The 18,968-nt window shown below is 72.8% G+C and carries 17 protein-coding genes; 15 read left to right on the top strand and 2 right to left on the bottom strand.

Going from position 1 to position 18,968, the window contains the following annotated elements:
* Window position 1: 1 nt before the first annotated feature.
* Window positions 2-1,051 carry an AI-2E family transporter gene (locus ACODR5_RS01295; protein ID WP_449853260.1) on the bottom strand — a complete coding sequence of 350 codons (1,050 nt, stop codon included), beginning with the start codon at window positions 1,049-1,051 and terminating at the stop codon, window positions 2-4.
* 193 nt (window positions 1,052-1,244) lie between these two features.
* Between ACODR5_RS01295 and ACODR5_RS01290 the strand changes: the two genes are divergently transcribed.
* The 15 genes from ACODR5_RS01290 to gatA all read left to right on the top strand — a co-directional run bounded on the left by ACODR5_RS01290 (window position 1,245) and on the right by gatA (window position 18,083).
* Entirely contained in the window at window positions 1,245-3,059 is a 1,815-nt protein-coding gene (locus ACODR5_RS01290) for a DUF8094 domain-containing protein (protein WP_488982479.1), read from the top strand.
* Between the two features lie 31 nt (window positions 3,060-3,090).
* A complete protein-coding gene (locus tag ACODR5_RS01285) occupies window positions 3,091-4,056 on the top strand; it encodes a tetratricopeptide repeat protein (RefSeq protein ID WP_488982478.1) in 966 nt (321 codons plus the stop codon).
* A gap of 4 nt (window positions 4,057-4,060) precedes the next feature.
* Window positions 4,061-5,224 carry a cysteine desulfurase family protein gene (locus tag ACODR5_RS01280; RefSeq protein ID WP_488982477.1) on the top strand — a complete coding sequence of 388 codons (1,164 nt, stop codon included), beginning with the start codon at window positions 4,061-4,063 and terminating at the stop codon, window positions 5,222-5,224.
* 69 nt (window positions 5,225-5,293) lie between these two features.
* Complete coding sequence (gene mnmA / locus ACODR5_RS01275) at window positions 5,294-6,397, top strand: tRNA 2-thiouridine(34) synthase MnmA (protein WP_488982476.1); 1,104 nt, start codon at window positions 5,294-5,296, stop codon at window positions 6,395-6,397.
* Between the two features lie 62 nt (window positions 6,398-6,459).
* A complete protein-coding gene (gene ligA / locus ACODR5_RS01270; RefSeq protein ID WP_488982475.1) occupies window positions 6,460-8,835 on the top strand; it encodes an NAD-dependent DNA ligase LigA in 2,376 nt (791 codons plus the stop codon).
* 9 nt (window positions 8,836-8,844) lie between these two features.
* The gene (locus ACODR5_RS01265; RefSeq protein WP_488982474.1) at window positions 8,845-9,834 is read left to right on the top strand and encodes an aldo/keto reductase; all 990 of its coding nucleotides are present in this window, start codon (window positions 8,845-8,847) and stop codon (window positions 9,832-9,834) included.
* Window positions 9,835-10,007: 173 nt separating this feature from the next.
* Window positions 10,008-11,549: a sodium/proline symporter PutP gene (gene putP / locus ACODR5_RS01260; protein WP_488982473.1), complete on the top strand. Its 1,542-nt coding sequence runs from the start codon at window positions 10,008-10,010 to the stop codon at window positions 11,547-11,549.
* 91 nt (window positions 11,550-11,640) lie between these two features.
* A complete protein-coding gene (locus tag ACODR5_RS01255; RefSeq protein ID WP_488982472.1) occupies window positions 11,641-13,335 on the top strand; it encodes a long-chain-fatty-acid--CoA ligase in 1,695 nt (564 codons plus the stop codon).
* A gap of 109 nt (window positions 13,336-13,444) precedes the next feature.
* Window positions 13,445-13,930 (top strand): hypothetical protein, encoded by a 486-nt coding sequence (locus ACODR5_RS01250; RefSeq protein WP_449853250.1) that lies wholly within the window; start codon window positions 13,445-13,447, stop codon window positions 13,928-13,930.
* A 42-nt stretch (window positions 13,931-13,972) separates the two neighbouring features.
* Window positions 13,973-14,779 carry a hypothetical protein gene (locus ACODR5_RS01245; RefSeq protein ID WP_488982471.1) on the top strand — a complete coding sequence of 269 codons (807 nt, stop codon included), beginning with the start codon at window positions 13,973-13,975 and terminating at the stop codon, window positions 14,777-14,779.
* A 22-nt stretch (window positions 14,780-14,801) separates the two neighbouring features.
* The gene (locus ACODR5_RS01240) at window positions 14,802-15,425 is read left to right on the top strand and encodes a hypothetical protein (protein WP_488982470.1); all 624 of its coding nucleotides are present in this window, start codon (window positions 14,802-14,804) and stop codon (window positions 15,423-15,425) included.
* A gap of 64 nt (window positions 15,426-15,489) precedes the next feature.
* Window positions 15,490-15,870, top strand: coding sequence for a YbaB/EbfC family nucleoid-associated protein (locus tag ACODR5_RS01235; RefSeq protein WP_488982469.1), 381 nt, complete (start codon window positions 15,490-15,492; stop codon window positions 15,868-15,870).
* Window positions 15,867-16,262, top strand: a complete 396-nt coding sequence (locus ACODR5_RS01230) for a hypothetical protein (protein WP_488982468.1) — start codon at window positions 15,867-15,869, stop codon at window positions 16,260-16,262. The genes ACODR5_RS01235 and ACODR5_RS01230 overlap by 4 nt, the downstream gene beginning before the upstream one ends.
* Window positions 16,263-16,281: 19 nt before the next feature.
* Complete coding sequence (gatC, locus tag ACODR5_RS01225) at window positions 16,282-16,581, top strand: Asp-tRNA(Asn)/Glu-tRNA(Gln) amidotransferase subunit GatC (protein ID WP_460815379.1); 300 nt, start codon at window positions 16,282-16,284, stop codon at window positions 16,579-16,581.
* On the top strand, window positions 16,581-18,083 hold the full coding sequence (gene gatA, locus ACODR5_RS01220; protein ID WP_460815380.1) for an Asp-tRNA(Asn)/Glu-tRNA(Gln) amidotransferase subunit GatA: 1,503 nt from the start codon (window positions 16,581-16,583) through the stop codon (window positions 18,081-18,083). Before gatC ends, gatA begins: the two co-directional genes overlap by 1 nt.
* Window positions 18,084-18,124: 41 nt before the next feature.
* On the opposite strand, the gene ACODR5_RS01215 is transcribed toward gatA, so the two are convergent.
* A complete protein-coding gene (locus tag ACODR5_RS01215) occupies window positions 18,125-18,925 on the bottom strand; it encodes a GntR family transcriptional regulator (RefSeq protein ID WP_449853243.1) in 801 nt (266 codons plus the stop codon).
* Window positions 18,926-18,968: the final 43 nt, after the last annotated feature.

Raw genomic sequence — 18,968 nt, 5'->3', positions numbered from 1 at the left:
GTCAGCGCTCGTTCATGCGCGGGATGACGACCTGGCGGTAGATGATCAGCACACTCGCCGCCACGGGGATCGCGATGAGCGCGCCGAGCAGGCCCAGCAGCGCGCCGCCGGCGAGGGCCGCGACGACGACCACGCCGCCGGGCACCGACACGGCCCGGCTCATGACGCGCGGCGAGACGACGTACGCCTCGATCTGCATGTAGATGAGGTAGTAGATGGCGGCGATCAGCGCCGTGGTGGGCGATCCCAGCCCCGGGACGAGGCACGTCAGCACGATGATCGTCGAGGCCGAGATGGTGCCGACGAGCGGGATCAGCGAGCCGAGGAACGCGACGACGGCGAGCACGGCGGGGAACGGCGCGTCGATGATCGACAGGAAGATCGCGCTCAGCACGCCGTTGATGATGCCCAGCGTCACCTGGCCCATGACGTAGTAGCCGACGGAGTCGGTGATCTGGTCGGCGAGGACGATGAACGACTCCCGCTTCGAGGCGGGGACGAGCTGGTAGACGGCGCTCTTGAGCGAGGGCGTCGAGGCGGTGAGGTAGATCGTCAGGATGATGACGATGAACGCGCCGAAGAGCCCGCTCACCACGCCCACAGTGGCCCCGAGGACGCCCTCGCTGATGGTCGTGATGTTGTCGAGCAGCCACTGGTTGATGTTCGCGAAGATGTCGTCGATCGCCAGGCCCGGGAACATCTGGTCGAGCGACGCGCGGATGTCGGTCTGCCACGTGCCCCGGTTCACCAGCCGGGTGATCTGCGTCACGAGCTGCGAGATCTGCTGGATGAGCGTCGGCAGGATGATCCACACGATGCCCGCGAACAGCCCCAGCACGAGGATGAGCGTGATCAGCACCGCGGCCCAGCGCGGCAGCCGGCGCCGCTCCAGCCACGACACCAGGGGATCGAGGCCAAGGGAGATGAACAGCGCCGTCCCGACGTAGAGCAGGATCGTCGACAGCGACTGGACGCTCTGGATCAGCAGGACGCCCAGCCCCACCCCGAGGGTGGCCACGAGGGCCACGCGGAACGGGTTGTGGATCTTCATGTGTCTCCTTTGTGGGTGCCTTCGTCACAGGATAGGGCGCGGCGGGCCGGCGGCCCGGCAGGACCGCCCGGGAGCGCTCCCTGGGGACACCCAGCGGCGCGTTCGCTAGTCTGGGACGTCGAGTTCTGTGCGATCCGCGGTCCGACGGCACAGCCGGAGGGCCGGTCGGGCGGATCGCCGAGGGAGTGGTGCCGTGCGTTTCGTCTGGGCTGTGGTGTCGTTCGTGCTCGCCGCGGGGCTGATCGGCGCGGGCATCGCCCAGCGCACCGTCTGGCTCGGGCCGTCCGAGCGGTCGGTCGCGATCGAGATCGACGACGAGGCGCGCTACGTGCTCATCGACGACGACGTGTTCACGGCGCTGCCCGAGTCGCTCGAGGGCAGGGCCGGCGTGCTCGACATCGCGGGCGACGGCGAGGTCTTCTCCGCGTACGGCCGCGAGCACGACATGCGGGCGTGGCTGGCCGACCAGACGTACGCGCACGTGTCGGTCGCCGAGGGGGACCAGGCGGCGGGCGTCGTCGCGGTCGACACCGTCGAGCCGTCGATCGAGCCGGAGGACGGCGAGGAGCCGGAGCCCCGCGACCCGGCCGGCTCGGACCTGTGGTTCGAGGAGTTCGCGGGCACGGGTTCCCTCGAGCAAAGCTTCGCCTTCCCCGAGGGCGGCGAGATGAGCGTGCTGGTCGCATCCGACGGCGCCGGGCCCGCGCCCGCCGACATCTCGGTCACGTGGCCGATCGACAACAGCACGCCCGCCGCGCCCTGGCTGATCGCCGGCGGCGGCGCCCTGCTGCTGCTCGGCCTGTTCCTCTACGTCTCGGGCATCCTGCACTCCCGTCGCTCGCGGGGTCCGCGCCGCAAGGGGCTGCCGGTGCCGAAGACCGAGCCCATCGACCTCTCCACCGACCGGATCGAGGGCGGCGACGAGAAGGGCGTCATCACCGCGACGCCCACCCGCCGCTCGCGGGGACGCAAGGGCCGCGGCCTCATCGCCGTGCCCGCGACGGGACTCGCGCTCGCGCTCATGGCCGGCTGCACGCCGGACGCGCTGCCCGCTCCGACGCCGACGCCGACGCCGACGGTCGTGGCGCCGGAGAACCAGCAGGCGCCCGCGCTCACCGATGCGCAGGCCGCGCGGATCCTCGCGGACATGTCCGCGACCGTGGCCGCGGCGGACGAGGCCGCCGACGTCGCCGTGGCGGAGCAGCGCCTCGAGGGCATGGCGCTGACGATGCGCCGCGTGAACTACGAGATCCGCGCGCAGTTCGGCGACTACGCCACGCTGCCCGCGATCCCCGCGTCGCCGATCCAGATCCTGCTGCCGCAGGCGTTCGACGAATGGCCGCGCACCGCCCTGGTCGTCGTGTCGGACGCCGAGGATCCGTCGATCGCGCCCACGATCCTCACGATGACCCAGCAGGACCCGTGGTCGCACTACCGCGCATCGTACATCGCGAGCCTCGAGCCGAACGCGGAGATCCCGAGCCTCGCGCCGTCCTACCAGGGCGCGGCCCTCGTGCCGCCGACCTCGTCGTTCCTCACGATCGCACCCGAGGACGTCGCGGCGGCCTACGCCGACGTGATCGGCAACGGCGAGAACAGCGAGTTCGCCGAGCTCTTCGCCGAGGAGGGCGACACGTTCCGGCCCGAGGTCGCCCGAGTCCGCGAGGCGACGGCCGCCGAGTTCAACCAGGCCGACGTCGCCGGCGAGATCTCCTTCGGCCAGTCGGCGGCCGACACCCCGCCCGTGTCGCTGGCCACGGTGCACAACGGCGCGATCGTCGCCGTCGCCGTGAACCGCACCGAGCGCGTCACGGCGACCGACGAGCTCGGTGTCGTGCGCCACGGCGACCCCGCGCTGGAGGCGCTCACGGGTGAGACGGAGACCGCGGGCAGCTTCGAGCGCACCGACAGCAGCCCGCTGTTCTTCTACGTGCCGGCGCAGGGCACCGACGAGAAGATCCGCCTGCTCGGCTGGGCATCCAGCGTGACGGCGGGCACCGTCGAATGAGCCACCCGATGATCCATCCCGAGGAGAGCCGATGAGCGACTACGCACCCCACGCCGCGCTGCGCGGCGCCGTCGATCTGTCCGCGCTGCGCAACAGGCCCTCAGGCGGACCGCCCGAGGGCGCATCGTCGGCAGCGGCATCGCCGGCCGGAGACGGCGCGGCCGGCGCCACGCGTCTCGTCTTCGACGTCACGGACGCGACGTTCGGCGAGGCGCTCGAGCTCTCGCGCACCGTTCCCGTCGTCGTGGACCTGTGGGCCGAGTGGTGCGGGCCGTGCAAGCAGCTCAGCCCCGTGCTCGAGAAGGTCGTCAGGGAGCTGGCCGGCCGGCTCGTGCTGGCCAAGGTCGACGTCGATGCCAACCCTCAGCTGATGCAGGCCTTCCGCGCGCAGTCGATCCCGCTGGTCGTGGCGCTCGTCGCCGGCCAGCCGGTGCCCCTGTTCACCGGGGCGGTGCCGGAGGAGCAGGTGCGCCAGGTGTTCGCGCAGCTGCTGCAGCTGGCGGCGCAGAACGGCGTGACCGGCACGGTGCCCGTGGCGGACGGCGAGGCGTCGGATGACCAGGCGCCGCCGCAGGAGCCGGAGCTTCCGCCGCTGCACGCCGAGGCGTACGCGGCGATCGAGGCGGGCGATTTCCCGCGGGCGATCGCGGCGTACGAGGAGGCGCTGAAGCAGAACCCGCGCGACGAGGACGCGCAGGCGGGCCTCGGCCAGGTGCGGCTGCTCGCGCGCGTGCAGGACCTGGATCCGGCGGCCGTGCGCGCCGCCGCGGCCGACGGTCCGCACGACGTCGACGCGCAGCTGGCCGTGGCCGATCTGGATCTCGCCGGAGGCCACGTCGACGACGCGTTCGAGCGGCTGCTCGACCTCTTCGCCGCGCTGCCCTCCGATCAGCGCAAGCCCGTGCAGGAGCGCCTCGTCGAGCTGTTCGGCGTGGTGGGCACGACCGACCCGCGCGTCGTGCGGGCCCGCGGGCGCCTCACGAGCCTGCTGTTCTGAGCGGATGAGGGTCTACCTCGACCACGCGGCTACGACGCCGCTGCGGCCCGAGGTGCGCGACGCGTGGCTGGCCGCGCACGAGACGATCGGCAACGCCTCGTCCATCCACGGCGCGGGGCAGGACGCGCGCCGGCTGCTGGAGGACGCGCGCGAGCGGCTCGCGGGCGTGCTCGGGGCCGAGCCGATCGAGGTCGTCTTCACCTCGGGCGGCACGGAGTCCGTCGGGCTGGCACTGCAGGGGCTGTGGCGCCGCCGCGCCGCGGACGCCGACGGGATCGTCCTGCCCGACGGCGAGCACCACGCCGTGCTCGACACCACGGGCTGGCTGGCGTCCCACGAGGGCGCGCGGGTCGTGCCCGTCGCGCTCGACGCCGTGGGGCGCGTGCCGGTGGCCTCCTTCGCGGCGGCGGTGGGCTCCGGGCGCGTCGCGCTGGCGACGGCGATCGCGGCGGGCAACGAGTCGGGCACGATCAACGACGCGCGCGGGATCGCCGCGGCGGCAGCCGCCGCGGGCGTGCCGCTGCACATCGACGCGGTCTCGGCGTTCGGGCGCGTGCCGGTGTCGTTCGCGGGCTGGCGCGGGGACGGGCCGGCGGGCGCGGGCCTCGTGGCGCTCAGTGTGTCGGGGCACAAGCTCGGCGCGCCGGTGGGCACCGGCGCGCTCGTCGTGTCGCGCACGGTGGCGCTCGAACCGATGCTGCACGGCGGCGGCCAGCAGCGCGGCCTGCGCGCCGGCACGCAGGACGTCGCGGGCGCGACGGCCCTGGCCACCGCCGCGGAGCTGGCCGCGGCCGAGCGCGAGGCCGAGGCCGCGCGGCTCGCGGCGCTCCGCGACGGGTTCCTCGCCCGGCTGCGCGAGGCGCTGCCGGAGGCCGAGCTGCTGGGCGACCCCGTGGACCGGCTGCCGGGCACGATCCAGCTGCTGCTGCCGGGCGCGGCGGGGGAGTCGCTGCTGTTCCTGCTCGATCAGGAGGGCATCGCCGTGTCGACCGGATCGGCCTGCCAGGCGGGCGTGGCCGAGCCGTCGCACGTCGTGCTCGCGATGGGGCGCTCGGAGGCCGAGGCCCGCCAGGTGCTGCGCATCACGCTCGGCCGCACGACGACCGCCGCCGACCTCGACGCCCTCCTGCACGCCCTGCCGCGCGCGTACCGCCGCCTCGTGCGCTGACGCCCGCTCGCTGCTCGGGGCGGGTCGCCGACGGGGCCGCCGCCCAGTCGGCGCGCGTAGGCTGGATGCATGCGCGTGCTGGCGGCCATGAGCGGCGGGGTGGACTCCGCCGTCGCCGCCGCGCGCGCCGTCGAGGCCGGCCACGAGGTGGTCGGCGTGCACCTCGCGCTCTCGCGCGCGGGCGGCACGCTGCGCACCGGCAGCCGCGGCTGCTGCACGATCGAGGACGCCATGGACGCCCGGCGCGTCGCCGATCGCCTGGGCATCCCGTTCTACGTCTGGGACTTCTCCGAGCGCTTCCGCGACGACGTCATCGAGGACTTCGTCAGCGAGTACCGCGCCGGGCGCACCCCGAACCCGTGCATGCGGTGCAACGAGCGGATCAAGTTCGCGGCGCTGCTGGAGCGCGCCCTCGAACTCGGGTTCGACGCCGTGTGCACCGGCCACTATGCGATCCTTCGCGAGGGGGAGGGCGGGCTCGAGCTGCACCGCTCCAGCGAGGAGGCGAAGGACCAGTCGTACGTGCTGGGGGTGCTCACGGCCGAGCAGCTCGCGCACTGTCTGTTCCCGCTGGGCGAGACGCCGTCGAAGACACTGGTGCGGGCCGAGGCCGAGGCGCGGGGCCTCGCCGTGGCGTCCAAGCCCGACAGCTACGACATCTGCTTCATCCCGGACGGCGACACGCGCGGCTGGCTGGCCGAGAAGGTCGGCACGGCGCCGGGTGAGATCGTCGACCGCGGCGGGGCGGTCGTCGGCAGCCACGACGGCGCGCATGCGTTCACGGTGGGCCAGCGCAAGGGCCTGCGCCTGGGCGTGCCGGCGCCCGACGGCAAGCCGCGTTTCGTGCTCGAGGTGCGGCCCGTCTCGAACACGGTCGTCGTCGGCCCGAAGGAGGCGCTCGCGATCGGCGAGCTGGCGGGATCGCGTTGGTCGTGGGCGGGGGCCGCGCCGGCGGACCCGCACGAGGAGTTCGCGTGCGAGGTGCAGGTGCGCGCGCACGCCGATCCCGTGCCCGCGACGGCGGTGCTGCGCGACGGCGAGCTCGTCGTGCGCCCCGACGAACCGCTGCACGGCGTGGCGCCGGGGCAGACGGCCGTCGTCTACGTCGGCACGCGCGTGCTGGGACAGTGCACGATCGACCGCACCGTCTCGGCCGTCCCCGCCGAGGCCTGATCGGCGCGCCCGCGCGGCGCAAGCCCCCGGGGGATGTCGCAGACCGAATCTAGACTCGGGGTGTGGCGGATGAGATCGAGCAGCTGACCCTCGACGAGGCGCGCGCCGAGGCACGCGCGCTCACGGAGTGGATCCTCGAGGCGAAGGAGGCGTACTACGGGCGCGACGCCTCGCTCGTGGACGACGCGACCTACGACGGGTGGATGCGCCGGCTCGAGGCGCTCGAGCGCCGCTATCCCGAGCTGCAGGGCCAGGACTCGCCGACGCAGGCCGTGGGCGCCGCGGACGGCACGGAGCTGGCGACGATCGAGCACGCCGAGCGCATGCTCAGCCTCGACAACGTGTTCTCCGTCGAGGAGCTGCGCGACTGGTGTGCGAAGACGCAGGCGGCGGCCGGCCGAGAGGTGGCGTGGCTGACCGAGCTGAAGATCGACGGCCTCGCGATCTCGCTGCGCTACGAGAACGGGGTGCTCACCTCCGCCGCCACGCGGGGCGACGGCCGCGTGGGCGAGATCGTGACGGAGAACGCCCTCCGTCTCGCGGACATCCCCGAGCGGCTCTCGGGCGAGGGGCATCCGCCGATCGTCGAGGTGCGCGGCGAGGTGTTCATCCCCGTCGCCGCCTTCGAGCGGCTCAACGCGCTGCAGGCGGAGTACCGCGAGCGCGCGGTGGCCGAGGCCCGGGAGCGCGCCGGCGCTCGCGGGCGCGCGTTCGACGAGGCGCGGGCGACCGCGGCCGCGGCCCGGCGCTTCCCCGCCTTCGCGAACCCGCGCAACGCCGCCAGCGGCGGCCTGCGCCAGCAGATCGAGAAGAAGCAGGGCCTCGAGCTCGAGGCGGCGCTCGCGCGCGTCGGCTCGCTGCGGCTGTACGTGCATGGCATCGGCGCGTGGCCCGATCCGCCCGTCGCGGCCCAGAGCGAGGTGTACGAGCTGCTCGCCGCGTGGGGACTGCCGACCAGCCCGCACGCGCGCGTGTGCCAGGGCGTGGACGAGGTCGTGTCGTTCGTCGCGCACTTCGGCGAGAACCGGCACGCCGTCGAGCACGAGCTGGACGGCATCGTCGTCAAGGTGGACGAGCTCGCGCTGCACGACGAGCTCGGCATGACCAGCCGCGCCCCGCGCTGGGCGATCGCGTACAAGTACCCGCCGGAGGAGGTGCACACGCGCCTGCTCGACATCGTCGTGTCGGTCGGGCGCACCGGCCGCGCCACACCGTACGCCGTCATGGAGCCCGCGCACGTGGCCGGATCGGTCGTGCGCCAGGCGACGCTGCACAACCAGGACGTCGTCAAGGCCAAGGGCGTGCTCATCGGAGACACCGTCGTGCTGCGCAAGGCGGGCGACGTCATCCCCGAGGTGCTCGGCCCCGTCGTCGAGAAGCGCGACGGATCCGAGAGGGCGTTCGTCATGCCGAGCGCGTGCCCCGAGTGCGGCACACCGCTGCGGCCCATGAAGGAGGGGGACATCGACCTCCGCTGCCCCAACGGCAAGGACTGCCCCGCGCAGGTGCGCGGCCGCGTGGAGCACATCGGATCCCGCGGCGCGCTCGACATCGAGGCGCTCGGCGAGGTCACCGCCGCCGCGCTGACCCAGCCCGACGTGCCCGCCGATCCGCCGCTGCGCACGGAGGCCGGACTGTTCGACCTCCGGCTCGAGGACCTGTTCCCGATCGACGTGGTCGTGCGCGACCCCGAGACCGGCCTGCCGCGCGAGGACGCCTCCGGGCGCGCCAAGCCCCGCAGCCCGTTCCGGCGCAAGCGGAAGCCGTCGGGCAAGGACGCCGATCCGCCGTTCGATCCGAACGGACCGTTCGACGGGAACGAGACGCACATCGTCTCGTCGCAGGCGCTCAAGCTGCTCGACGAGCTCGAGAAGGCGAAGACGAAGGACCTGTGGCGCCTGCTCGTGGCGCTCAACATCCGCCACGTCGGGCCGGTGGCGGCGCGCGCCCTGGCCGGCTGGTTCGGATCGCTCGAGGCGATCCGCGCCGCCTCGCGCGACGAGCTCGCGGCGGTCGAGGGGGTCGGCCCGATCATCGCCGACTCGCTCCTGGAGTGGTTCGAGGCCGACTGGCACCGCGAGATCGTCGAGCGGTGGACCGCCGCGGGCGTCCGGTTCGAGACGCCGGGCCACCCCGGCCCCGGCGCGGCCTCCGCCGGCGGCGTGCTCGACGGCATCACGGTCGTCGCGACCGGGTCGCTCGAGGGCTACACGCGCGAGGGCGCGCAGGAGGCGATCATCCGCGCCGGCGGCAAGGCGTCCTCGAGCGTGAGCAAGAAGACCGACTTCGTCGCCGCCGGCCCCGGCGCGGGCTCGAAGCTGGCCAAGGCCGAGGCGCTCGGCGTGCGGATCATCGACGCGGCCGCGTTCCACCTGCTCGTGACGGAGGGTCCGGACGCGCTCCCGCCCGCCGCGCAGGACGACGGCGCGACGCCCTAGGCTGGAGCCATGGAGCAGCGCACCCTCGGACGCACCGGACGCGACAGCTCGATCATCGGCCTCGGCACGTGGCAGCTGGGCGCGGACTGGGGCGACGTCGCCGAGAGCGACGCCCTCGCCGTGCTCGATGCCGCGCACGAGGCCGGCGTGACCTTCTTCGACACGGCCGACGTCTACGGCGACGGCCGCAGCGAGCAGCTCATCGGCGGCTGGCTGCGCGCGCACCCCGACGCCGGCGTCACGGTGGCGACGAAGATGATCCGCCGGGCGGAGGCACCGGACCTCGCGCACGCCACCCTCGACAACTTCCGCGCGTGGACGGACCGGTCCCGCCGCAACCTCGGCGTCGACACGCTCGACCTCGTGCAGCTGCACTGCCCGACGAGCGACGTGTACGAGACCGATCGCGTCTTCGACGACCTCGACACCCTCGTCGCCGACGGCGCGATCGCGAGCTACGGCGTGAGCGTCGAGACGGTCGCCGAGGCGCGCCGCGCGATCGCGCGGCCCTCGGTGGCGAGCGTCCAGATCATCCTCAACGCCTTCCGGCGCAAGCCACTCGACGAGGTGCTGCCCGCCGCCGTCGACGCCGGCGTGGGCATCATCGCGCGCGTGCCGCTGGCGAGCGGGCTCCTGAGCGGACGGTACACGCGCGAGACGACGTTTGCGCAGAACGACCACCGCAGCTACAACCGGCGCGGCGAGGCGTTCGACGTGGGAGAGACGTTCTCGGGCGTCGACTACGAGGTCGGCGTCGACGCGGCCGGCCGCTTCGCCGAGCTCGCGCGCGCCGCGGGCCTCGAGCCCGCCACCGCCGCCCTGGCGTGGGTGGCGCAGCAGCCCGGGGTGACCACCGTCATCCCCGGTGCCCGCAACCCGGAGCAGGCGAGGGCGAACGCCGCCGCCGGTGAGGTCGGCCCGCTGCCGCAGGAGTTCCTCGACGGCGTGCGCGACCTCTACGACGAGGCGATCCGCCCGCTCGTGCACGACCGCTGGTGAGGCCGGCGCGGCCGCCCCGGCGGGCGCGGCGCCGGGGCGGCCGACTTGCATCGACCGCTCCTTCTCCCTACGCGTGCGCGCGACGCGCGCGTGTCTAGCAAGCCGAGATCCGAGACCCCGTCAGCGTCTGCCCGTATCGTGGCGGCTGCACCGATCAGGGAGGATCTCCTGTCATGTCCGACACCGTCGTCTACCTCATCGCCCTCGCCGTGTACTTCGCGGCGATGATCGCCATCGGCTTCTACGGGTTCACGCAGACCAAGAGCGACGAGGACTACGTCCTCGGCGGGCGCAACCTGCCCGCACCGGTGGCCGCGCTCAGCGCCGGCGCCTCCGACATGTCGGGCTGGCTCATGATGGGCCTGCCCGGCGCGATCTACCTCTCCGGCCTCATGGAGGCGTGGATGGCCATCGGCCTCACCATCGGTGCGTACCTGAACTGGAAGCTCGTCGCGCCGCGCCTGCGCGCCTACACCGAGGTGGCGGGCAACGCGCTCACCGTCCCCACCTTCTTCGAGAACCGGCTGCACGACCGCTCGCGCGTGCTGCGGATCGTCGCCGGCATCGTCATCCTCGTCTTCTTCACGCTGTACGTCTCCAGCGGCATGGTCGCGGGCGGCAAGTTCTTCGAGAGCTCGTTCGGCGCGCTCTTCGACGACGGGGCGAACGTCTATCTCATCGGCATGCTCCTCGTCGGCGGCATCACCGTGCTGTACTCGCTGTTCGGCGGCTTCCTCGGCGCCTCGTTCACCGACTTCGTGCAGGGGATCATGATGATGCTCGCGCTCATCGCGGTCCCGATCCTCGCGTTCGTCGCCGTCGGCAGCCTCGACGAGGTGACGGGGCAGCTCACCGCGGAGCAGGCGTCGTGGTTCGGCGGCGAAGTGACGGGCGCGAGCGTGCTCGCCGTCGTCTCGGCCGTCGCCTGGGGCCTCGGCTACTTCGGTCAGCCGCACATCATCGTGCGCTTCATGGCGCTGCGCAGCGCGAAGGAGGCGAAGGTCGCCCGGCGCATCGGCATGGGCTGGATGGTCGTCTCGCTGCTGGGCACGGTGCTCGCCGGCTTCATCGGCATCGCGTACCTGCGCCAGCAGGGCGTCGTGCTCGACGACGTCACGGCCGAGACGGTCGTGCTCGTGATGGCGCAGACGCTGTTCCACCCGTTCATCGCGGGTCTCGTGCTCGCCGCCGTCGTCGCCGCCATCATGTCGACCATCTCCAGCCAGCTGATCGTCTCCTCCTCGGCGCTCGTCGACGACATCGCCCAGGCCTTCTTCCGCCGCAAGCCCTCCGCGCAGGGCGGCCTCTGGCTCGGGCGCGCCGGTGTGCTCGTCGTCTCGATCGTGGCGATGGTGCTGGCACTCGATCCCAACAGCTCGATCCTCGCGCTCGTGGGCTTCGCGTGGGCGGGCTTCGGCGCGGCGTTCGGTCCGGTCATCCTGCTGTCGCTGTTCTGGCGCCGGCTGACGACCTGGGGTGCGCTGGCCGGAATGGTCGTGGGCTCGGTGGTCGTCTTCGCGTGGCAGTACCTGCCCGCGCCCGTCTCGGACCTCTACGAGCTGCTGCCCGGCTTCGTCCTCGCGCTGCTCGCGGCCGTCGTCGTGAGCCTGGCCACCTTCCGCGCGGAGGGGGCGGGCCAGGACGACATCCAGGACGAGTTCACGCGCACCGGCGCCATCGTGCTCGAGGGCGTGCGCCCGAGCCGCGAGTCCTGACGTACGGGCCCGACGGCGCCATGCTCGCACGCGTTCCGCGCGGGCGGGGCGCCGTCCGGCCGTCGGCGGGACCGCCCCGTACGATGGCAGGGTGACCACCGTGTTCGATCCGCCCCGCCCGTGGACCGCCTCGTACGCCGAGGGCGTGCCCGAGGATCTGGCGCCGATCTCCGGCTCGCTGATGGATCTCGTCGCCGATTCGGCGCGCGACTTCCCCGACGCGCCCGCGCTGCAGTTCTTCGGCCGTGAGACGACCTACGCGGCGCTGGCCGCGGCGATCGAGCGCGCCGCGGCGGGGCTGCGGGCGCTGGGCGTGCGCAAGGGCGACCCGGTCGCGATCATCCTGCCCAACTGCTCGCAGCACATCATCGCGTTCTACGCCGTGCTTCGCCTCGGCGCGATCGTCGTCGAGCACAACCCGCTCTACACGCCGCGGGAGCTGCGCAAGCAGTTCGAGGACCACGGTGCGAAGCATGCGATCGTGTGGAGCAAGGTGGCTCGGACGGTGCAGGAGTTCCCGGCGGATCTGGCAGTGGAGACGCTCATCTCGGTGGACGTGACCAAGGGCATGCCCGCCGTCATGCAGTTCGCGCTGCGGCTGCCGATCCCGAAGCTGCGGGAGTCGCGTCGGCAGCTCACGGAGCCGGTGCGCGGTGCCGTCGCGTGGGAGCGGATCGTCGGGCACGCGCCGCTCGACCCCGACCTGCCCGGCCCGGAAACGGACGACGTCGCGATCATCCAGTACACGAGCGGCACGACCGGCGACCCCAAGGGGGCCGCGCTGACGCACCGCAACCTGCTCGCGAACGCGGCGCAGGCGCGCGCGTGGATCCCCGAGGTGAAGCGCGGGCTCGGCACCGTCGTCTACGCCGTGCTGCCGATGTTCCACGCATACGGGCTCACGCTGTGCCTCACGTTCGCGATGTCGCAGGCCGCGCGGCTCGTGCTGTTCCCGAAGTTCGACCCGGACATGGTGCTCGCCGTCACGAAGAAGCACCCCGCGACCGTGCTGCCGGCGGTGCCCCCGATCGCGCAGCGCCTGCTCGCCCGCGCGCAGGAGAAGGGCGTCTCGCTCGAGGGCACGCGGATCGGCGTGTCCGGCGCCATGGCGCTCGACCCGGCGCTCGTCGAGCCGTGGGAGGCCGAGACGAAGGGCTACCTCGTCGAGGGGTACGGCCTGTCGGAATGCTCGCCGGTGCTCATCGTGAATCCCGTCGCGCCGCACCGCAAGGCCGGCTCCATCGGCCTGCCGCTGCCGGGCACCGAGGCCCGCGTCGTGGATCCCGACACGGGCGAGGACGTGCCGCAGGGGCAGGCGGGCGAGCTCGTCGTGCGCGGACCGCAGGTCTTCGGCGGGTACTACGGCAAGCCCGAGGAGACCGAGCGCGTCTTCCTCGACGGCTGGTTCCGCACGGGCGACATCGTCGAGATGGACGAGGACGGCTTCTTCCGCGTGGTCGACCGCCTCAAGGAGCTCATCATCACGGGCGGCTTCAACGTGGCGCCCACCGAGGTGGAGAGCGCGCTGCGCCAGCACCCGGCCATCGCCGACGCCGCCGTCGTGGGCATGCCGGGCGCGAACGGCGAGGAGGTCGTCGCGGCGGTCGTGCTCGACGGCACCCCGGAGTTCGATCCGGAGGAGGTGCGGTCGTTCGTGAAGAAGGTGCTCACGCCCTACAAGGCGCCGCGGCGACTCGTCGTGGTCGACGAGCTGCCGAAGTCCATGATCGGCAAGGTCCTGCGCCGCCAGGTGAAGCAGCAGCTCCAGGAGAAGCTCGGCGGCTGACGGCACGAGGCCGGCATGGGGAGTTGTACTCATCGCGGGATTCGCGCGGTCGCCGTATCGTGACGGGAGCACACCCGCACGGGGTGACGACAGACGGGGGGAGTCTTCGATGCAGGCACAGGGCTTCGAGGTCGAGCTGGAGGGCATGTGCCGCGCGGGCGGCGCCGTGCAGTCGGTGTCGGACGGCTTCGGCGACATCCGGGGAGCGGCGACGTTCAACCTCGCGCTGACGCCGGCGGCGTTCGGGCTGCTGTGCTCGTTCTTCACTCCGGCCGCCACGTATCTCGGCACGCGCGAGGGCGCCGGCATCAACGCGCTCATCGAGGCGCTCGAGCGCCTCGCGTCCCGCGCCCGTGAGGCATGCGACGAGTATCGCCGCGCCGACGAGGACAGCGCCGAGCGGTGGCGCGGCTTCGACCCGAGCTCGCCGTATCGCCCACTCGATCCGGACGGATCGCGTCCGCCCATGCCGCACCTGCCGCCCGGGCCGTCGCAGCCGCACATCCCGCGCTACGACCCGATCCAGCCCGATGTGCGGCCGGCGCCGTACTTCCCGCCCCGCACCGACGGAGGTCCCGATGTCATCCCTGCGTGATCCCGGCGCCGCGCGCGCACCGAGGCGGAACGGAGACACCGCGTGAACGATCTGATCGCCACCGACGCCGGCGACTTCCTGCACACGTACGAGTCGCTCATCCAGGACCCGCTGGGCTCGATCGCGTCGAACATCCCGATCGCCGCCGAGATCGTGTCGGCGGCGCGCGAGTTCGGCGAGGGCGACTGGGCCAGCGGACTCCTCGCCGTCGGCGCCGGGGTCGCGTCGACCGCGGCCGCCATCATCGACCCGTTCGGAACGCTCGCGTCGTCCGTCGCCTCGTTCCTGCTCGACTATGTGCCGCCGCTGCCGATGCAGCTCGACCTGCTCGCCGGCAATCCGGCGCTGGTCGAGAGCCTCGGCCAGACCTGGACGAACGTGTCCGGCGCCCTGGAGCTGAAGGCCACCGAGATCCAGCAGCTGATCACCGAGTCCGTGTCGGTCTGGGTCGGTGCCGCGGGAGATGCGTACCGCGAGGCGCTGAGCCGGCTTCACGAGGCAGCCGCGGGTCTCGCCGTCGGTGCGGCCGGGATCGGATCCGGGATGATCATCGCGTCGGAGGTCGTCGCCGCCATCCGCGACCTCGCCAAGGCGATCATCGCCGACCTCGTCGGCAAGCTCATCATCTACGTCATCGAGACGGTGGCGAGCGGCGGCATCGCGCTGCCGGCCGTCATCACGCAGGCGTGCACCGCGATCGCGAAGACGGCGGGCGATGTCGCGACCATGATGGACGAGCTGGTCACCGTCATCAGCAAGGGCGCGATGCTGGCCGACGAGCTCGTCGAGGCGATCGGCGCCATCCAGAAGGCGCTCGCGACGATCGTCGCGCTCGGGAACGTCGGATGACGTCCGCGGTACGGTGCCTGTCATGAGGGAAGCGCTGCGCGAGGGCCGGCGGGAGTGGGCGGCCGCCCACGGCTGGTCCTACGCCCCGACCGCGTCGATCCGTCCGGACATCCTCTCGGGCGTGCTGGCGCGCGTCGACGTCACGGTCGAGGACGAGATCACGGGGCCGTTCGGCGGCAGGAACGCGTACGTGCACGATCGTGCCCCGTTCGTGGGCGGGGTGCATCCCTCGCAGTTCTTCCGCAGCGTGAGCGCGGTCGACGCCGGTGTCGCGGTGCCGCGCGCCTACGTGATGATGGGGAGCGGCCGCTGGTTCGACGCGATCTACGACCTGAAGCGCCGCGCCTACTTCACGCCCCACGTGCAGGGCATGACCCACCTCGAGCGCGCGGGCGGCACGCACATCTGGTGCGAGCCGGCCGGCGTCGCGGCGTTGCAGAGCGTGCTGGGCCCCCTGCTCGAGGCCGGCGCGCCGGCGGCGCCCGCCGGGGCGCGGCGCACGCGCATGCTCATCGCCTCGGCTGGCCAGACGGTGTACGTCTGCGACCAGCTCTCGATCAACGTCGAGAGCGACATCCAGCGGCTCGAGCTCGCCCACGGGCTGGGCGTGCGGTACGCGCAGCTGATGCAGGGCACCCTCCGGTGACCGGCTGCGCGCAGGCCGATCGGGCACCCGACTTCGCAGGAACACGGATCGAGAGCGAGACGACATGACGGACGCCGGACGCGAGTACGCACAGGTCGAGCAGCAGATCGCGGCGCAGCTGGAGCGCGCGATGCGCATGCAGCAGGAGATCGCCGAGGTGACGCCGACGACGGTGGAATCGGCCGACCGCGAGGTGGCGGTGACACTGGACGAGCGTGGCCTGCTGGCGGACGTGCGCTTCGCGCCGTCGATCGCCGAGCTGGAGGCCGGCGAGCTCGAGGAGATCGTCATGGCCACGGTGCGCGAGGCTCGCGAGCGGCGGCGTCCCGCGATGGTGAGCGCGGGTGGCGCGGCCGCGCTGCACGACGACACGCTGCGCAGGCGGCTGCTGGCGATGCTCCCGTCGCGGCAGGGCGCCGCGACCACGGGGGAGGAGCGCGCATGATCTTCCGCGACGCCGACGAGGCACGAGAACACATCGCCAAGCTGCGCGAGCAGGCGGGGGCGCGGCTCGCGGCCGCCCAGGGCGCGGCCGCGCGCATGACGGCGCTGCGTCCCTCGGTATGGTCGCCGCGCCGCGAGGTGCGGGTGGAACTGGACGCGTCGGGTCTGCTCCAGGCCGTCGAGTTCGCCGAGTGGGCGCCGCAGGAGCCGCCGGCGAGCCTCGGCAGGGCGCTGCTGAAGGCGCATGATCTCGCGCTGCGCGAGTGGCAGCGGCAGATGGACGAGATCGCCGACGAGGAGTACGCCGACCAGCCGGAGATCCTCGCGGCGACGAAGAAGGCGGCGCGCGACGGCATGCCAGCCCGGGTGCTGGCCGAGCAGGACGAGGACTGAGCCCGACTAGACTCGTGGGGTGTCTGAAATCACTCCCGATCTCGTGCGCCATCTCGGTGTGCTCGCCCGGATCCAGCTGAGCGACGAGGAGGTGACGCGCCTCACCCGCGAGCTCGACGTGATCGTCGAGAACATCGCCAAGGTCAGCGAGGTCGCGTCCGCCGACGTCCCCGCGACGAGCCACCCGATCCCGATGCAGAACGTGTACCGGCCCGATGAGCCCGGCAACATGCTCACGGTCGACGAGGCGCTGCAGAACGCGCCCGACCGGGACGGCGACCGGTTCCGCGTGACCGCGATCCTGGGCGAGGAGCAGTGATGGACGACGTCATCCGGATGTCGGCGGCCGAGCTGGCCGCGCACCTCGCCGACGGCGAGATCTCGAGCGTCGACGCCACGCAGGCGCACCTCGACCGCATCGCCGCGGTGGACGGCAGCGTGGGAGCGTTCCTGCACGTGAGCGACCACGCCCTCGACGTGGCCCGCTCGATCGACGAGCGCCGTGCCGCGGGGGAGGAGCTGCCGCCGCTCGCGGGCGTGCCGCTGGCGATCAAGGACGTGCTCGTCACCACCGACATGCCGTCCACCTCGGGATCGCGGATCCTCGAGGGGTACATGTCGCCCTACGACGCCACGGTCGTCGCCCGCGCCCGCGCCGCTGGGCTCGTGCCGCTCGGCAAGACCAACATGGACGAGTTCGCGATGGGCTCGTCGACGGAGCACTCGGCATACGGCCCGACGCGCAACCCGTGGGACCTCGACCGGATCCCCGGCGGATCGGGCGGTGGCTCGGCCGCGGCCGTCGCGGCGTTCGAGGCCCCGCTGGCGCTCGGATCGGACACGGGCGGATCGATCCGCCAGCCCGCGCACGTCACCGGCACGGTCGGCGTGAAGCCGACGTACGGCGCCGTGAGCCGCTACGGTGCGATCGCGCTCGCCTCCAGCCTCGACCAGGTCGGCCCCGTCACCCGCACGGTCGCCGACGCGGGCCTGCTGCAGGACATCATCGCGGGGCACGATCCGAACGACTCCACCTCGATCCCCGGCGAATGGCCATCCATGGCCCTCGCCGCGGCGGAGGGCGCCTCGGGCGAGGTGCTCAAGGGCCTGCGGATCGGTGTGGTGAAGGAGCTGCCCGACGTCGGCTTCCAGCCGGGCGTGGCGGCATCGTTCCGCGAGGCGCTCGCGCGGCTCGAGGCGCAGGGCGCCGAGATCGTCGAGATCAGCGCCCCGCACTTCGAGTACGCCGTGGCGGCGTACTACCTGATCCTGCCCGCCGAGGCGTCGAGCAACCTCGCCAAGTTCGACTCCGTGCGCTTCGGCATGCGCCTCGACGTGCCCGGCGGCACCGTGGAGGACGTCATGTCGGCCACGCGCGACGCGGGCTTCGGCCCCGAGGTCAAGCGCCGCATCATCCTCGGCACCTACGCGCTGTCGGCCGGCTACTACGACGCCTACTACGGCAGCGCCCAGAAGGTGCGCACGCTCATCCAGCGCGACTTCGCCGAGGCGTTCGCACAGGTCGACGTGATCGCGACGCCGTCGGCGCCGACCACGGCGTTCAAGCTCGGCGAGAAGATCGACGACCCGCTCGCGATGTACCTCAACGACCTCACGACGATTCCCGCGAACCTCGCCGGCGTCCCCGGCATCTCGGTGCCGTCGGGCCTCGCGGCCGAGGACGGGCTGCCCGTGGGCATCCAGTTCCTCGCCCCCGCGCGAGAGGACGCACGACTGTACCGGGTGGGTGCGGCGCTCGAGGCGCTGCTGCTCGACGAGTGGGGCGGCCCGCTGCTGGACCGCGCCCCGGCGCTGGGCTGATCGCGCACGGGTCCTGACCGGCGACCGCCCGTGGCCGGCGGTCAGGACCCGTACCGCAGCACGAACTTCGCGTTGTCGCCGCGCAGGCGCCGGCGCACGTAGAACACGGGATCACCCGTGGCATCCGCCGTGACGCCGTCGCGCACGAGCAGGGCCGTGCCGGTGGGCACGTCGAGCAGGCGCGCCTCTTCGTAGTCGGCCGCGACGGCCGAGAACGCGCGCCACCGGTACGACAGATCCAGCCCGAGTCCGTCGCGGAGCGTGGCGATGACCATGCCGTGGTCCGCCAGCGCGTCGACGACCGCCTCGAGGCGCCGGGGGAACCAGTAGCTGTTCACGATCCACGCCTGGCCGGCACGGACCATGACGGTGTCGAGGCGGAACAGGTCGGCGGCGGCGAGCTCGAGCTCCTGTGCGGCCAGGTCGGCGTGCCGCCCTGCCGCGTCCGTGACGGCGACGATCCGCTCCTCGACGCGTCGCAGCGGCCGCGTCGGCCGCAGCTCGTCCACGCCGGCGTCCGAGTGCTCGGCGAGCGCGGCGTGCGTCGCATCCTCGTCCGACGCGCGCTCCGGGATGCGCGCGATGATCTCGACGAGATCGGGCGGGGTCGCCACGAACGTGCCCGTGCCGCGGCGGATCTCGACGGCGCCGAGGCGCTGCAGCTCGACGACCGCCTGGCGCACCGTGAGCCGGTTCACGTCGAACTCGGCCGCGAGCTCGGCCTCGCTCGGCATGCGATCGCCCGGCTGGAGCGCGCCGTTCTGGATCCGATCCCAGAGCTCCGTCGCGATGCGCCGGTAGAGGGGGACGCCGCCCTGCCGGGTGCGCGGTGTGTGGCCCATCCTTCTCCTCGTCGTCGCCGTCGCGTCATCGATCGTTCACGTT

This window comes from Microbacterium sp. FG3 (assembly GCF_057809335.1).
This window is presented reverse-complemented; position numbering and strand designations above follow the sequence as displayed.